The sequence below is a fragment of the Stenotrophomonas sp. YAU14D1_LEIMI4_1 genome, assembly GCF_003086815.1.
In the GTDB taxonomy this organism is placed as follows: Bacteria; Pseudomonadota; Gammaproteobacteria; order Xanthomonadales; family Xanthomonadaceae; genus Stenotrophomonas.
In genome coordinates, this window is record NZ_CP025997.1 from 165,738 (window position 1) to 181,688 (window position 15,951).

Consider the following 15,951-nt stretch of genomic DNA (forward strand, 5'->3'; position numbering starts at 1 on the left):
TGCACCCCACTGGGGCGCGCCATTGCAAATCAAGCAGTTGCGGCCATGGAAAAGTTGGCACGGTCATTGCTGTATCTCAGCAGGCATTCATTCCCACCCGAGGTCGTACCGATGTCCGTGGAAAACGTTGAGAAGCTGATCAAGGACAACCAGATCGAATTCGTCGATCTGCGTTTCGTGGATATGCGTGGCGTCGAACAGCACGTCACCTTCCCGGTCAGCATCGTCGAGCCGTCGCTGTTCGAAGAGGGCAAGATGTTCGACGGCAGCTCCATCGCTGGCTGGAAGGGCATCAACGAATCGGACATGGTCCTGCTGCCGGACCCGGCCAGCGCCTATGTCGATCCGTTCTACGCCGATCCGACCATCGTGATCAGCTGCGACATCCTCGACCCGGCCACCATGCAGCCGTACGGCCGCTGCCCGCGCGGCATCGCCAAGCGCGCCGAGGCCTACCTGAAGTCGTCGGGCATCGCCGAATCGGCGTTCTTCGGCCCGGAGCCGGAATTCTTCATCTTCGACGCCGTGCGTTTCGCCAACGAAATGGGCAACACCTTCTTCAAGGTGGAATCGGAAGAAGCGGCCTGGAACAGCGGCGCCAAGATGGACGGCACCAACAGCGGCTACCGCCCCGGCGTGAAGGGTGGCTACTTCCCCGTGCCGCCGACCGATTCGCTGCACGACCTGCGCGCTGAAATGTGCAAGACGCTGGAACAGGTCGGCATCGAAGTGGAAGTGCAGCACCACGAAGTGGCCACCGCCGGCCAGTGCGAAATCGGCACCAAGTTCAGCACCCTGGTGCAGAAGGCCGACGAACTGCTGCGCATGAAGTACGTCATCAAGAACGTGGCGCACCGCAACGGCAAGACCGTCACCTTCATGCCCAAGCCGATCGTCGGCGACAACGGCAGCGGCATGCACGTGCACCAGTCGCTGTCCAAGGGCGGCACCAACCTGTTCTCCGGCGACGGCTACGGCGGCCTGAGCCAGCTGGCGCTGTGGTACATCGGCGGCATCTTCAAGCACGCCAAGGCCATCAACGCCTTCGCCAACTCGGGCACCAACAGCTACAAGCGCCTGGTGCCGGGCTTCGAAGCCCCGGTCATGCTGGCCTACTCGGCCCGCAACCGTTCGGCCTCGTGCCGCATTCCGTGGGTGTCCAACCCGAAGGCGCGCCGCATTGAAATGCGCTTCCCCGATCCGATCCAGTCGGGCTACCTGACCTTCACCGCGCTGATGATGGCCGGCCTGGACGGCATCAAGAACCAGATCGACCCGGGCGCACCGAGCGACAAGGATCTGTACGACCTTCCGCCGGAAGAAGAGAAGCTGATCCCGCAGGTCTGCTCCTCGCTGGACCAGGCCCTGGAAGCGCTGGACAAGGACCGTGAGTTCCTGAAGGCCGGCGGCGTGATGAGCGATGACTTCATCGACGGTTACATCGCGCTGAAGATGCAGGAAGTGACCAAGTTCCGCGCGGCCACCCACCCGCTGGAATACCAGATGTACTACGCCAACTGATTGGGCGGCGATGGCGGCGGGTACCCCTCCCACCCGTCGCCATCGCCTCCGATCTTCGCGGCTGGGGAGCCGCATGGCGGGCCCCGTGCCCGCCTTGGTAGAGCGGACCGTTGGTCCGCTGATCCAGGGGCAAGAGAGACCGGACACGCGACATGGGCCGCCCTCCCTCCCGTGTCGGCCGTGCAAGGAGAGAGGCACGGCCGTCCCGGCCCCGTTCGTGTCCGGTGCAACAGCCACGGCCATCGCATCGATGGCCCGTGGTTGCCTGATGCCACCGCGCAACCGCGCCGTGGCCCCATCCACCATCGGGACATGCGCATGAAATTGATCTCCGCCATCATCCGACCGTTCAAGCTCGACGAGGTCCGCGAGGCCCTTTCCGACGCAGGCGTGTCGGGCATCACCGTGACCGAAGTGAAAGGCTTCGGCCGCCAGAAGGGCCATACCGAGCTGTATCGCGGCGCCGAGTACGTCGTCGATTTCCTGCCCAAGATCAAGATCGAAACCGTGGTTACCGACGAGCGTGCCGAAGCGGTGATCGAAGCGATCCAGAGTTCGGCAGGCACCGGCAAGATCGGCGACGGCAAGATCTTCGTCACCGCCGTCGAGCAGGTCATCCGTATCCGCACCGGCGAAATCGGCGCCGACGCGCTGTAAGCCCCCTTCCGGAGATTCCCCCATGAAGATGCGCCTTCTCGCCGGGTGGCAAGCCCGGTTCCATCTGGTGTGCCTGTTGATGCTGCTCAGCGCACTGGCCGCTGGCGTCTGGCCGGGCGCTGCCCATGCCCAGGCCCAGGTTACCCCGCTGGCCAATGAAACCGTGGCCGTTGAACCGCTGCAGGCCCCGGCTGCGGCCGCACCGGCGGCCGCCGAAGCGGCTGCGCCGGCGTTCGACCACGGCGATGTGGCCTGGATGCTCACTTCCACCCTGCTGGTGCTGCTGATGGTGGTGCCGGGCCTGGCCCTGTTCTACGGCGGCCTGGTGCGTTCGAAGAACGTGCTGTCGGTGCTCAGCCAGATCCTGGTGGTGTTCTCGCTGGTGCTGCTGCTGTGGGTGGCCTACGGCTACAGCGCGGTGTTCAGCGCAGGCAACCCGTTCTTCGGTTCGTTCACCGAATTCGCCTTCCTGAAGGGCTTCACCCCGGATTCGGTCGGCAACACGCCCATCAAGGGCCTGCCCGATTACCTGTTCGTCGCCTTCCAGTCCACCTTTGCCGGCATCACCACCGCACTGATCGTCGGCGCCTTCGCCGAACGCATCAAGTTCCGCGCGGTGCTGCTGTTCTCGGCACTGTGGTTCACCCTCAGCTACATCCCGATGGCGCACATCGTCTGGGGTGGTGGCTACCTGGGTGAAATGGGCGCAATCGATTTCGCCGGTGGCACCGTGGTGCACATCAACGCCGGCGTGGCTGGTCTGGTCGGCGCTTGGTTCCTGGGCAAGCGCCTGGGCTACGGGCAGACCGCACTGAAGCCGCACAACGTGCCGTTCACCTATATCGGCGCGATGCTGCTGTGGGTGGGCTGGTTCGGCTTCAACGCCGGTTCCGCCGCTGCCGCCGACACCGTCGCTTCGCTGGCCTTCCTCAACACCGTGCTGGCCACCGCGGCAGCAGTGCTGGGCTGGACTCTGGTGGAAGCGATCACCAAGGGCAAGCCGTCGGCGCTGGGTGCAGCGTCGGGTGCGGTGGCGGGCCTGGTCGGCATCACCCCGGCCTGCGGCACCGTTGGCCCGCTCGGCGCGATCGTGATCGGCTTCGTGGCCGGCGTGGTCTGCGTCTGGGGCGTTACCGGCCTGAAGCGCCTGCTGAAGGTGGACGACACCGCCGATGTGTTCGGTGTGCACGGCGTGGGCGGCATCGTCGGCGCCATCCTCACCGGTGTGTTCAGCGCGCAGTCGCTGGGCGGCACCAAGGCCGATCTGGATATCGGCCACCAGGTCTGGGTGCAGGTGGTCAGCGTTGGCCTCACCGTGGTCTGGTCGGCGGTGGTGACCGCGGCCATCCTGCTGCTGGTGAAGGTGGTGGTCGGCCTGCGCGTGACCGAAGAGGCCGAGCGTACCGGCCTGGATGTCACCTCGCATGGTGAATCGGCCTACGAGGCCTGATGCAACGGCGGGCGGCCTGCGAAGGTCGCCCGCCACAGCATCCACGCATGGCGTGGATCTACGGCGTACTCCATGGGCATGCATCCTCGCGCCTGATCACGCACAATCGGGGCATGCACCCGATTCGCCCGTCCCTCCTGCTTTCGGCCTGCCTGTTGCTGGCCGCCTGCGCATCCACACCGCAGGATGTCCGCAACCCGCTGGCTACGTGGGTGCCATCACCCAACCAGAATGCGCGTGGCCCGGTGGCCATCGTCATCCACCACACCGACCAGGAATCGGTGCAGCAGAGCCTGCACACGCTGCGCACCGCCAACAGCGGCGGCCCGGTCAGCGCGCACTACCTGATCGGCGCCGATGGCCATCGCTACCAGCTGGTGGCCGATGCACGCCGCGCCTGGCATGCCGGCGCAGGCCGCTGGGGTACGCTCACCGATCTGAACTCCACATCGATCGGCATCGAGCTGGACAACAACGGGCAGACGCCGTTCACCGCAGCGCAGATCGACGCGCTCATCGTCCTGCTGCGTGATCTCACCACGCGCCTGAACATTCCGCCGCGGCAGGTGATCGGCCACGCCGATCTGGCACCCACGCGCAAGGCCGATCCCAGCCGTTTCTTCCCGTGGCAGCAGCTGGCCGCCGCCGGTTTCGGCGTGTGGCCGCGCGCCAGCGATGGTCCCGCACCGGGCGGCTTCGATGCGTGGAACGCGCTGGCTCGTTTCGGCTACCCGCTGGATGATCGCGAAGCGGCTGTCGCCGCGTTCCATCGCCGTTTCCGTGGCAGTGACGATCTGCCGAAGACGCTGGACGCTGAAGACGCGCGCATCCTGCATTCGCTGCTGTTGCAGACGCCGTAAGCCTGAACACCCGCCGGGCGTGGTCCGGCGCTACCCGTGCGCAAGGTTGCCGGGCCACCATCGGGCCCACTACATTGCGACGATGATCACTGTTACGTCGTCACCGCGCGCGCTCCTCACCCTCCTGGCCGTTGCCCTGCTTGCTGGTTGTGCCACCACCGGCACCGGCCCGGGCGCACCGGCCGCCCCGCCGGCTGCCGCCACCTACGCCAAGGCCGACTGGAATGCGTTGCCGGCCGTTTCCGATGCCGACCTGCTGGCCGGCTTCAGCGCCTGGCGCAGCAGCTGCAGCCGCCTGAAGAACGATGCGGTCTGGGCCCAGCCTTGCACGACCGCAGCCACGGTATCCGACAAGGACCCGGCCGCGATCCGCGCCTTCCTGCAGCGCGATCTGCAGGTGTATGCACTGCGCGCCGGCGGCCACCGCGAACAGGGCCTGATCACCGGCTACTACGAACCCATCTACAGCGGCAGCCTGACCCGCACTGCCACCGCCACCGTGCCGGTGTATGGCACGCCCGACGACCTGGTGGTGGTGCAGCTGGACAGCCTGTACCCGGAACTGAAGGGCAAGCGCCTGCGCGGCCGCCTGGACGGCAAGGTACTCAAGCCCTACGACGATGCCGGCACCATCGCCAGCAAGGGCGCCAAGGCCCCGGTGCTGGCCTGGCTGACCGACCCGATGGACCTGCAGCTGCTGCAGATCCAGGGCTCGGGCCGGGTGCGCCTGGCCGATGGCAGCCAGGTGCGGCTGGCCTACGCCGAACAGAACGGCCACCCCTACCGCGCCATCGGCCGCTGGCTGGTGGACCAGGGCGCGCTGAAGAAGGAAGACGTGACCATGGACGCGATCCGCGCCTGGGCCCGGGCCAACCCGGCGCGCGTGCCCGAGCTGCTGCGCAGCAACCCCAGTTACGTGTTCTTCGTGCGCAACCCCGACAGCCCGGAAGGCCCGCGCGGCTCGTTGAACGTTCCGCTCACCGCTGGCTACAGCGTGGCGGTGGACCGCAGCGTGGTGCCGCTGGGCAGCCTGCTGTGGCTGTCCACCACGCGCCCGGATGGCAGCCCGGTGGTGCGGCCGGTGGCCGCGCAGGACACCGGCGGTGCGATTGCCGGCGAGGTGCGCGCGGACCTCTATTGGGGCAGCGGCGACGCCGCCGGCAAGCTGGCCGGCGAGATGAAGCAGCAGGGCCGCATCTGGCTGCTGTGGCCCAAGGGCGCCGCGCTGCCGAACTGAACCAGCGGGGGTCGGATCCCTTTCCGAAGGAAAGGGCTCTGCCCCCGGATGCCTGATAATGGCGCCATCCGAACTGTCCGGCCCCCGCAATGAAGAACGTCAAAAGCCACACCACCAAGAAGTACTACAAGCACTGGGCCGAATCGGGCCTGGGCAAGGGCAACGTGCTGATGGAAGCCCGCGGCGAGAAGATCGTGCGCCAGGTGGAAATCTACGGCACCAAGCTGGTCTGGGCCGACGAGCACGGCCAGAGCGACGACCGCTTCGTGCTGGCCGACCAGCCCGTCTCGTTCCTGGATTTCGACGAAGACGACGAAATCAGCGCCCGTGAATTTGAAAGCGCCTGGAAGAAGGCCCGCGAAGCCACCGGCTACCCGGTGTAAGCCACCCGCGCGATACCCGCTCCACCGCCCTTGTAGAGTCGAGCTTGCTCGACTGCTCTCGGCAACGGCAGGTGCGAAGTCGAGCATGGCTCGACTCTACAAAGAGCGTGGGCGAAATGTTATAGAATTACATTTTGCCCGCCCCCTTCCGCCCCCCATGAAGACCCCCACCCTGGTCGCTGCCCTCGCGGCCGCTCCCTTCGCCCCCGATGCCTTCGCGCAATCGGCCGACGCCGCGCTCACCCTGGGCAAGGTCGACGTGCACCAGCACAGCGAAGGCCAGTTGAGCGCCCACCAGGTGCTGACCTCGGTGGACGTGCTGGGCGCAGACCAGATCGAAGACCGCAACGTCTCGCACAGCTGGGAACTGCTGGGGCAGATGCCCGGCATCCAGCTCACCGAAACCCGGCAGGGTGCCGAATCGGGCAAGGTCAGCTTCCGCGCCTTCAACGGCGAGGGCTACCTCAACGCCATCAAGACCCTGATCGACGGCATTCCCAGCAACGTCAACAGCGGCAACCAGCGCTTCATCGACATGCTGTTCCCGCTGGAAATCAGCTACATCGAAGTAGTGCGCGGCACCAACGACCCGCGCTACGGGCTGCACAACATCGGCGGCAACGTGAACTTCGGCACGCGTCAGGGCGGCAACTACACCGACGCGCGGCTCGCCTACGGCAGCTACAACACCCGCGATGCGCAGCTGGCGATCAGCCGCGAAAGCAACGGCTTCGCGCAGAACTACTTCGTCGGCCAGCAGGCCAGCGATGGCTACCGCGACCACGACACCTCGAAGAAGTACGCGCTGGGCGGCAAGTGGTTCTACGGTTCGCTGGAAGACGGCCTGCGCGTGGGTTTGACCGCGCGCGCCTACCACCACGAAGCCGACGAACCGGGCTTCATGACCGCCGAGGAACTGCGCACGCACCGTCGTGGCAGCGACCTGCGCAATGCAAACGATGGCGATGACCGTGACATGCGGCAGATCGCCGCGCATCTGGATCTGGCGCTCAGCGACGCGCTCAGCTTCGGCACCCGTCTGTACTACAACCGCTACGAGGACGACCGCCGCGTCACCTTCAGCGATCTGCCCAGCGGCAACCTGCCGCGCCAGCGCCGCGTGTGGGATGAACGCCAGGCCGGCCTGATCAGCACGCTTACCTGGCAGGCCGCGCCCGTGCTCACCGTCGAAGCTGGCCTGAACTACGAACAGCAGGACAACGGCTACATCCGCGAGCGCTACAGCTACGCCGAGCCCACCGACTTCAGCGTGGCGCCGGCGCGGGTGCAGAACAACGACCGCCACAGTTTCGACAACTGGGGCGCCTACGTGCAGGCCATCTACCAGCCACACGACGCGTGGAAGATCGTGCCGGCCTACCGCGTGGACCGCTTCAGCGGCCGCACCCGCTTGATGGATGGCAGCACCGGCCGCTTGCAGGATTACGGCAGTATCGGCCAGCCCAAGCTGAGCGTGATCCACAGCCTGAGTGCCAACACGCACGTCTACGCCAACTGGGGCCGCACCTTCCAGGTGCTCACCGGGTCCACCGCACCGGCCTATCTCACCCCCGGCCAGGCGCCGATGCAGCCGTCCACCAACACCGGCATGGAGCTGGGCCTGAAATTCCAGCCGTTCCAGGGCGCGCAGGCGCGTCTGGCGGTGTGGCAGCAGGATGCGGAAAACGAGGTGTCCAACATGCCGGCCACCGGTACCACGGTCACTCTGGGCAAGACCCGCCGCCGCGGCGTGGATGCGCAGCTGAGCCTGCAGCTGGGCGATGACTGGACCGTGTGGGCCTCGCATGCCTACCAGGAAGCGAAGATCACCCGCGACGACCGCGATGCCAGTGTTTCCCTGCAAGGCCGCGAAGTGGCCGCCACGCCACGCCACATCAGCAACCTGGGCGTGGATTACCAGGCCAGCGACGCACTGCGGCTGGGCCTGCAGGCACGCGCGCAGGGCGACTACTACCTGGAAGAGCGCAACGTGGCCGGCAAGTTCGGTGGCTTCGCCGTGCTCGACCTCAGCGCCGCGTACCAGATCAACCCGCGCTGGAGCGTGGACCTGCAGCTGAAGAACGTTACCGGACGCGAATACGCCTACGCCTGGTACGACAGCTTCTTCTGGGACAGCGCCCGCCCGATGTTCTCGCCCGCGCCCGGCCGCAGCGTCTTCGTCGGCCTGAACATGAAGCTGTAACCCGGCCATGCATCCGGTAATGGTCGAGCTTGCTCGACCTGCGGCAGGGGTCAGAGCCCTTTCCTGCGGAAAGGGATCCGACCCCGGACAGGTTCATGCCACCGCGTTGTAAGGCTCGATCCGCGCCAGGACCTCAGCCAGCTTCTCCTTGGTCATCGCCGCATCGAAGTCGGCCTGCAGACCGATCCAGAACTTTTCAGAGACGCCGAAGTAGCGCGACAGGCGCAGGCCAGTGTCTGCCGTTACGGCGCGCTGGCCCGTAACAATCTCGCCGATCCGGCGCTGCGACACGCCAATGGCCTTGGCCAATCGGTACTGGGTGATGCCAAGTGGCTTCAGGAACTCGTGCAGCAGGATCTCGCCTGGAGCGGGGTAGGGGACGGTTCGCATGTGCGCGGCTCCTCAGTGGTAATCGACAATTTCAACTTCGGCAGGGCCTTCTCTGGTCCACACGAAGCACAATCGGAACTGATCGTTGATACGGATGCTGTACTGCCCGTAACGGTTCCCGCACAAAGATTCCAGGCGATTGGCGGGCGGTATGCGGAGATCCCGCAGGTCGGCCGCCACATGGAGCATGGCCAGCTTGCGCAGAGCGGCGGCTTCGACCTGGCGCCATCTCGGGACGCGCTCGCCATCAAACAGTGCCCGCGTGCGTTTGCAGGCAAACGATTGGATAGGCATGGTACTAACGTCTTGCGGTAGTATCGTATGGCGTTAGTATCCGCTCGGCAAGCGTCGCTGTTAATTCCCATGCATGACGACAGGTGACGTATTCAGTGCAATCCGGTGGTTGGCTCTGTTTTGCACTACATTGGTGCAATGTCCGACCCCGCACCCCCGCCGTCCCTTGATGCCCTCGGCACGCCGCTGGCCTGGGCCGGGGCCAATGGCCGCATCATCGGCTGCAACCCGGCCTTCGCTCGCTGGCTGGGCGTCAGCGTCCGCCGCCTGCTGGGCCAGCCGCTGGCCGCACTGGAAGTGCAGGGCGAGGCGCTGGCCCATTTCCTGGCCCGCGACGAGCGCGACAGCCTGCGCCTGAACCGGCTGGCGCTGGCGGTACCGGGCGAAGGCGCGCGCTTTGCCGAAGGCTGGATGAGCCGCCGCGATGACGGCGGCTGGCTGCTGGAAGCGCACCCGGTGGATGAATTTCCCGGGCTGGACCCGACCCAGGCCCTGCCCAGCGCGCTCAGCGCCGCCTTGAAGGGCCTGGCCCACGAACTGCGCAACCCGCTGGCCGGGCTGAAGGGCGCCGCCCAGCTGCTGGCGCGCCGCGCGGCCCAGCGCGATGCCAGCGAACGCGAACTGATCGAACTGATCGGCTCGGAAATCGAACGCCTCAATGGCCTGCTCGACCAGCTGCTGTCGCCGGCACCGGCCGCGCCGCACGCGCCGCTGAACATCCACGCTTCGCTGGAGCGCGTGCTGCGCCTGGCCGAAAGCGAGGCCGGCTGGGCGGTGCGCCTGCAGCGCGACTACGACCCCAGCATTCCCGAATTCGCCGGCGACGCCGACCGTCTCACCCAGGCCGTGTGGAACCTGGTGCGCAACGCCATCCAGGCCGGCGCCGGGGGCATCACCCTGCGCACGCGCGTTGAACATGGCGTGCGCATTGCCGAACAACTGCACACGCTGGCGCTGCGCCTGGAAATTGCCGACGACGGCCGTGGCGTGCCCGAAGAACTGGCCGAGCACCTGTTCCTGCCGCTGGTCAGCGGCCGCGCCGAGGGCACCGGGCTTGGCCTGGCGCTGGCCCAGCAGGTCACCCGCGAGCATCGCGGCACGCTGACCTACCGCTCGCGCCCCGGCCATACCGTGTTTACCCTGCTGCTGCCGATCGGCAACGGCACCGCCCCGGCCGAGGAGGCCCCGCGCGATGTCTGACGTCTCTCTTTCCGCGCAGCGCATCTGGGTGGTCGACGATGACCGCGCCGTGCGCTTCGTGCTGTGCACCGCACTGCGTGAAGCCGGCTACCAGGTCGACGATTTCGACAGCGCGGCAGCGGCGCTGAAAGCGCTGGCCGAAAACCCGCCGCCGGCACTGCTGTTCACCGATGTACGCATGCCCGGCGACGATGGCCTGGTGCTGCTGGACAAGCTGAAGGCCGCGTTGCCGCAGCTGCCGGTGGTGGTGATGTCGGCCTACACCGATGTGGCCAGCACCGCCGGTGCGTTCCGCGGTGGCGCCCACGAATTCCTGTCCAAGCCCTTCGATCTGGACGATGCCGTGGCGCTGGCCCAGCGCGTGCTGCCGGCGGTAGCCCCGGCCCTGGCCGCGCCAACCCCGGTGAACGAAGCGCCCAGCGACCAGCCGCCGCAGCTGGTGGGTGACACCCCGCCCATGCGCGCGCTGTTCCGTGCCATCGGCCGCCTGGCGCAGGCACCGCTGGCGGTGCTGATCACCGGCGAAACCGGCACCGGCAAGGAACTGGTGGCCAACGCGCTGCACCGTGAATCGCCGCGTGCGCAGGGTCCGTTCGTGGCGCTCAACACCGCCGCCATTCCCGCCGAGCTGCTGGAAAGCGAACTGTTCGGCCACGAAGCCGGCGCCTTCACCGGCGCCCAGCGCCGCCATATCGGCCGCTTTGAGCAGGCCAACGGCGGCACCCTGTTCCTGGATGAAATCGGCGACATGCCGCTGCCACTGCAGACCCGCCTGCTGCGTGTGCTGGCCCAGGGCGAATTCTTCCGGGTCGGCGGCCGCGAGTTGATCCATGTGGACGTGCGCGTGGTCGCCGCCACCCACCAGGATCTGGAAGGGCTGGTCGCGCAGGGCAAGTTCCGCGCCGATCTGCTGCACCGTTTGGATGTGGTGCGGCTGCAGCTGCCACCGCTGCGCGAGCGCCGCGAAGACATCGCGCAGCTGGCCAGCACCTTCCTGGCCGCCGCCGCGCACAAGCTGGACACGCCGCCGAAGCGGCTGACCGCTGCCGCCGTGCAGGCGCTGCGCGAACACGACTGGCCCGGCAACGTGCGTGAACTGGAAAATGTCTGCTGGCGCATGGCCGCGCTGGCCGCCGCCGAGACCATCGGCGTGGCCGACGTGGACACCGCGCTGAACCGCACCCGCCAGCGACGCGGCAGTGGCCACGCAGCGGGCGCCGATCCGGCGCAATGGGAAACCCTGCTGTCCGAATGGGCGCGCCGGCAGTTGCAGGAAGGGGCCGAAGGCCTGCATGCGCAGGTGCGCGATCGGGTGGACCACGCCCTGCTGGAGGCCGCCCTGCAGATCACCCACGGCCGCCGTGCCGAGGCCGCCGCACGCCTGGGGCTGGGTCGCAACACACTCACCCGCAAGCTGGGTGCCGGCCGCCGCCGCGGCAGCCATTGAACGGAATCTGCACACCCTGCTCGCGCCCGCTTGCCGAACCGTTGATCCGTCATGGACGATGCCGTCCGTAGTGTTACCTGCAAGGAGTCTTCGATGCGTCTCTCACATGCCCTTCTGCCGCTGTCCGCCGCCGTGCTGCTGTCTGCCTGTGGCAGCGCGTCAAAGAAGCCGCAGCCCACGCCGCCGCCGCCGAACGTGATCAGCACCGCGCAGCAGGCCGAAGCGAACCTGGCGCCGGCCTCGGCCAGCATCGTCAGCGGTCGGCTGGTGTTGAAGCCGGAGAGTAGCGGCGTGCACCTGACCGGGCTGATCGGTGGGCTGCAGCCGATGCAGCAGGCCGGCTTCCACATCCACGAACGCGGCGACTGCAGTGCGGTCGATGCCAGCAGTGCCGGCAATCATTTCAACCCCGGCGGCACCGCGCATGGTCGCGCCGGCAGTGGCAAGCATCACCTGGGTGACATCGACAACCTGCAGGCCGATGCACAGGGCCGCGCCAACGTCGATGTGCACCTGAAGGGCGTTACCCTAGGCGGAGGCGCCGCCACCGATATCGCCGGTCGTGCACTGGTCGTGCATGCCAACGCCGATGACTATCGCAGCCAGCCCGCCGGCAATGCCGGCGTCCGCATCGCCTGCGGCGTGATCCGGGTTACCCGCTGATCGCCCGCCGGCACCCTCACCAAGGAGATTCACATGCGTCTGATCCACACTTCGCTGTTCGCGGCCATCGCCGCCCTGGGCCTGGCGGCCTGCAGCCAGCCGGCCACGCCGGAAGCCGAAGCACCGGCCACCACCCCGGCCGAAGGTTCGGCAGCACCGGCCGATCCGGCCAGTGCCCCGGCTGCCGACGCGGCTGCTGCCGCCGCCACCGATGCTACGGCCAGCGCCGAACTGGCACCGACCCAGGGCAATGAAACCAAGGGCAGCGTCACCTTCAAGGTGGTCGACGGCAAGGTGCATGTCAGCGGCCAGATCAGTGGCCTGAAGCCGGGCAGCGAGCACGGCTTCCACATCCATGAAAAGGGTGACTGCAGCGCGCCGGACGGCATGAGCGCCGGCGGCCACTTCAACCCGGGCAAGCAGGACCACGGCAGTGTGGCAGCCGCCCCGCACCACGGCGGCGACATGCCCAACATCAAGGCCGACGACAAGGGCGTGGCCACCATCGATGGCCCGGTGTCCAGCAACGTCAACATCGGCAAGGGTGATGACTTCGACATCATCGGCCGCGGCCTGATCGTCCACGCCGACGCCGACGACTATAAGACCCAGCCGACCGGCAACGCCGGCGCGCGCCTGGCATGCGCGGTCATCCAGAAGGCCCCGTAAGAAAGCAGAAACGCCGGCGCAAGCCGGCGTTTTTCATTGCGGTGGCGCCGGGCCATGCCCGGCGGATTGAATCCGGTCGCCTTACAACGGCGCCGCGGCCAACTTCCTGGCCTGCACCGCCACTGCATCGCAGGCGGCCGTGCTGCCCTCGCAGAGGGTGGCCATCTTGCGGGTGCGACGAAACGGATGTTCGCGATCCCAGCCGATCGCCGTGCGCATGCGCACCACCGAGGGCGCCAATGGATGTGGCGCGGTGAACAACACCCAGGTGGTGGCGGTGTAGTCGGGGTCGTTCTCCACCGTTTCCTTGCTCGTCTGCAGCACGACCATGCCGGCCGGCGTCTGCGCCTGCAGTCGCTCGATGTCCTTGCGCTGCGGCAGCTTCTCAGCGAACGCTGCCACGCTGGTGTACTCCAGCGGCAGATTGTCATCACCTGTGCGCACCGGGGCGCTGGCCTGGGCCAACCCGCTCAGCGCCAGCCCGAGCAGGCAGACGGCACGTCGGCAAGCAGAAACGGTCATCGCAGGAACTCCTGTATGTGGCGCCGGGCCATGCCCGGCGGAACGCCGCTTCCGTAGAGTCGAGCTTGCTCGACTGGCCCTTCGCGCAGACGCGCCCGGGCACGGTAGCGCCGGGCCATGCCCGGCGGAAGGTATCCCCGAAGATCAGCGCGCCAGCAGCGCGCGCGCGTCCTGGCCGGCTTCGCAGTGCACGAACAGCACCGGCACGCCGTGTGCCTCCAGCACCGCGGCCATCTGCCGCTGGCGCATCAGGAACTGTTCGTAGATGCCCTGCAGGCGATCACAATCGCCCTTGCCATGGTTGTAGTACGCGCACCAGCCGGCCGGGTCGAACAGCGCCATGCGCGCCTCGCCCTGCACATAGCGCAGCAGCGGTTCCGGCGCCGCGTCCAGCCACTCTTCCTCGGCCGGGGCCAGGATCGCCGTCTCGATCAGCGGCCACAGTGCGGCCAGGCCCTGGTTGTCGTACTGCATCGACATCATCGCGGCCAGGTCATTCACCGTGAAATAGCGCGCATGCTCGACCCGGGCGCCGAAGCCCTTCTGCGCCATCAGCGCGGTATCGGCATGGGCCATGCCGTTGGCCAGCAGCGTTTCTTCCAGCGCATTGGCCACCGCGGCAATGGTGGCCGCATCGGTGCCGGTCAGCAGGAACGGCACCACGCGCAGGCCACCGCCCACCAGGGTGGCATCGGCCTGGAACGGCAGCGGCACATCACCCTGCGCATCGGCACCGAAGGCCAGCAGACGCGGGCCCTGGTTGCTGCCGGGCGCACGCATCTGCAGTTCTTCCAGGCGGCGGTGGATCGGCCAGCCCGGGCGCAGTACTTCGGCCGGGTCGAAATGGGCGGCGGCGAAGACCAGGTCCAGCTCGGCCACCTGCGGCACCAGCTTGGAAAGATCGCGGCCGACACGTTCGGCCAGTTCGCCGGCCTGTTCGGCGCTGAGGACCGCCTGGCCAGGAATTTCTCCGCCGGCCAGTTCCAGGGCCAGCACGCCAAGGGCGTTCATCGCGGGGTCGGTTTTGCTCATGGTTCCACGGTTGGCCCATCACAGGGCGGCAGCTACACTTGGCCCCATTATGCCTGCTCTGTCGTGCAGGCCATGTTGCAGACACCCTCATCCATGCCAGGTATCTCCATGCCCAACGCTCGTCCCGTCGCCATCCTCGGTGGCGTCCGCATTCCGTTCTGCCGCCAGAACACCGCGTATTCGGATGTCGGCAACCTTGGCATGTCGGTACGTACGCTGGGCGCGCTGGTCGAACGGTTCGGCCTGCATGGCCAGCAACTGGGTGAAGTGGCCATGGGTGCGGTCATCAAGCATTCCAGCGACTGGAACCTGGGCCGCGAGGCCACCCTGTCCTCGGGCCTGTCGCCTTTGACCCCGGGCATCACCCTGCAGCGCGCCTGCGGCACCTCGCTGGACAGCATCATCACCGTGGCCAACAAGATCGCCCTGGGGCAGATCGAATCGGGCATCGGTGGCGGTTCCGATACCACCTCCGACGTGCCGATCGTCTACGGCAAGAAGCTGCGCGCGCGCCTGCTGGCCGCCAACCGGGCCAAGACCACCGGCGACAAGATCCGTGCCCTCACCTCGGGGTTCAAGTTCTCTGAACTGAAGCCCGAGTTCCCCGGTGTGGCCGAGCCGCGCACCGGCAAGAGCATGGGCGACCACTGCGAGGACATGGCCAAGGAATGGAACATCTCGCGCGATTCGCAGGACGAGTGGGCCGTCTCGTCGCACAAGAAGCTGGCCGCCGCCTATGAGCGCGGCTTCTTCAATGATCTGATCGCACCGTTCCGCGGCGTGGAGCGCGACAACATCCTGCGCGCCGATACCTCGCTGGAAAAGCTGGCCACGCTGAAGCCGGCGTTCGACAAGGTGTCCGGCCGTGGCACGCTCACCGCAGCCAATTCCACCCCGCTCACCGATGGCGCCGCGGCCGTGCTGCTGGCCAGCGAAGAATGGGCACGCGCGCACGGCCACGAGCCGCAGGCCTACCTGCGCGATGCGCACGTATCGGCGGTGGATTTCGTGCACGGCGAAGGCCTGCTGATGGCGCCGACCGTGGCCGTGCCGGAAATGCTGAAGCGCAATGGCCTGACCCTGCAGGATTTCGACATCTACGAAATCCATGAAGCCTTCGCCGCCCAGGTGCTGTGCACCCTGCGCGCGTGGGAGAGCGAGGATTACTGCCGCAACCGCCTGGGCCTGGATGCACCGATGGGCCGCATCGATCCGGACAAGATCAACCTGCTGGGTTCGTCGCTGGCCACCGGCCACCCGTTCGCCGCAACCGGCGCCCGGGTGATCGCCACCGCCGCCAAGCAGTTGGCCGAACGTGGCGGCGGCCGTGCCCTGGTGTCGATCTGCACCGCCGGCGGCATGGGCGTGGTGGCGATCGTCGAACGCTGAGCGCATCCAACCTTGGAATTGAAAACGCCGCCCA

General features: G+C 67.3%; 16 protein-coding genes. 12 read left to right on the forward strand and 4 right to left on the reverse strand.

Features of this window, described 5'->3' with window-relative positions:
* Positions 1 to 111: 111 nt before the first annotated feature.
* The 7 genes from glnA (at position 112) to C1932_RS00690 (ending at position 8,311) form a co-directional block, all read left to right on the forward strand.
* Positions 112 to 1,521, forward strand: a complete 1,410-nt coding sequence (gene glnA / locus C1932_RS00660) for a type I glutamate--ammonia ligase (protein WP_108760874.1) — start codon at positions 112 to 114, stop codon at positions 1,519 to 1,521.
* A gap of 318 nt (positions 1,522 to 1,839) precedes the next feature.
* Positions 1,840 to 2,178, forward strand: a complete 339-nt coding sequence (locus C1932_RS00665; RefSeq protein WP_164275288.1) for a P-II family nitrogen regulator — start codon at positions 1,840 to 1,842, stop codon at positions 2,176 to 2,178.
* A gap of 22 nt (positions 2,179 to 2,200) precedes the next feature.
* Positions 2,201 to 3,628, forward strand: coding sequence for an ammonium transporter (amt, locus tag C1932_RS00670; RefSeq protein WP_108760875.1), 1,428 nt, complete (start codon positions 2,201 to 2,203; stop codon positions 3,626 to 3,628).
* 113 nt (positions 3,629 to 3,741) lie between these two features.
* Positions 3,742 to 4,488: an N-acetylmuramoyl-L-alanine amidase gene (locus C1932_RS00675; protein ID WP_108763304.1), complete on the forward strand. Its 747-nt coding sequence runs from the start codon at positions 3,742 to 3,744 to the stop codon at positions 4,486 to 4,488.
* Positions 4,489 to 4,570: 82 nt separating this feature from the next.
* Positions 4,571 to 5,725 carry an MltA domain-containing protein gene (locus C1932_RS00680; RefSeq protein ID WP_108760876.1) on the forward strand — a complete coding sequence of 385 codons (1,155 nt, stop codon included), beginning with the start codon at positions 4,571 to 4,573 and terminating at the stop codon, positions 5,723 to 5,725.
* An 89-nt stretch (positions 5,726 to 5,814) separates the two neighbouring features.
* Complete coding sequence (locus C1932_RS00685; RefSeq protein WP_108751784.1) at positions 5,815 to 6,108, forward strand: hypothetical protein; 294 nt, start codon at positions 5,815 to 5,817, stop codon at positions 6,106 to 6,108.
* Positions 6,109 to 6,265: 157 nt separating this feature from the next.
* Positions 6,266 to 8,311, forward strand: a complete 2,046-nt coding sequence (locus C1932_RS00690; protein ID WP_108760877.1) for a TonB-dependent receptor — start codon at positions 6,266 to 6,268, stop codon at positions 8,309 to 8,311.
* Positions 8,312 to 8,404: 93 nt separating this feature from the next.
* On the opposite strand, the gene C1932_RS00695 is transcribed toward C1932_RS00690, so the two are convergent.
* Together C1932_RS00695 and C1932_RS00700 are read right to left on the reverse strand one after the other, a co-directional pair.
* Positions 8,405 to 8,701 carry a HigA family addiction module antitoxin gene (locus tag C1932_RS00695; RefSeq protein WP_108760878.1) on the reverse strand — a complete coding sequence of 99 codons (297 nt, stop codon included), beginning with the start codon at positions 8,699 to 8,701 and terminating at the stop codon, positions 8,405 to 8,407.
* A gap of 12 nt (positions 8,702 to 8,713) precedes the next feature.
* Positions 8,714 to 8,995: a type II toxin-antitoxin system RelE/ParE family toxin gene (locus C1932_RS00700; protein ID WP_108760879.1), complete on the reverse strand. Its 282-nt coding sequence runs from the start codon at positions 8,993 to 8,995 to the stop codon at positions 8,714 to 8,716.
* 138 nt (positions 8,996 to 9,133) lie between these two features.
* Between C1932_RS00700 and C1932_RS00705 the strand changes: the two genes are divergently transcribed.
* From C1932_RS00705 to C1932_RS00720, 4 genes are all read left to right on the forward strand, one after another.
* On the forward strand, positions 9,134 to 10,195 hold the full coding sequence (locus C1932_RS00705; protein WP_108760880.1) for an ATP-binding protein: 1,062 nt from the start codon (positions 9,134 to 9,136) through the stop codon (positions 10,193 to 10,195).
* A complete protein-coding gene (ntrC, locus tag C1932_RS00710; protein ID WP_108760881.1) occupies positions 10,188 to 11,642 on the forward strand; it encodes a nitrogen regulation protein NR(I) in 1,455 nt (484 codons plus the stop codon). Before C1932_RS00705 ends, ntrC begins: the two co-directional genes overlap by 8 nt.
* Positions 11,643 to 11,735: 93 nt before the next feature.
* Entirely contained in the window at positions 11,736 to 12,305 is a 570-nt protein-coding gene (locus tag C1932_RS00715; protein ID WP_108760882.1) for a superoxide dismutase family protein, read from the forward strand.
* 33 nt (positions 12,306 to 12,338) lie between these two features.
* The gene (locus C1932_RS00720) at positions 12,339 to 12,974 is read left to right on the forward strand and encodes a superoxide dismutase family protein (RefSeq protein WP_108760883.1); all 636 of its coding nucleotides are present in this window, start codon (positions 12,339 to 12,341) and stop codon (positions 12,972 to 12,974) included.
* Positions 12,975 to 13,055: 81 nt separating this feature from the next.
* Here the strand turns inward: C1932_RS00720 and C1932_RS00725 are convergent, their stop codons facing one another.
* Positions 13,056 to 13,496: a hypothetical protein gene (locus C1932_RS00725; protein ID WP_159094471.1), complete on the reverse strand. Its 441-nt coding sequence runs from the start codon at positions 13,494 to 13,496 to the stop codon at positions 13,056 to 13,058.
* A 144-nt stretch (positions 13,497 to 13,640) separates the two neighbouring features.
* Positions 13,641 to 14,528 (reverse strand): hypothetical protein, encoded by an 888-nt coding sequence (locus tag C1932_RS00730; protein ID WP_108760885.1) that lies wholly within the window; start codon positions 14,526 to 14,528, stop codon positions 13,641 to 13,643.
* A 93-nt stretch (positions 14,529 to 14,621) separates the two neighbouring features.
* Between C1932_RS00730 and C1932_RS00735 the strand changes: the two genes are divergently transcribed.
* Positions 14,622 to 15,917, forward strand: a complete 1,296-nt coding sequence (locus C1932_RS00735; protein WP_108748044.1) for an acetyl-CoA C-acetyltransferase — start codon at positions 14,622 to 14,624, stop codon at positions 15,915 to 15,917.
* The last annotated feature ends 34 nt before the right edge of the window (positions 15,918 to 15,951 follow it).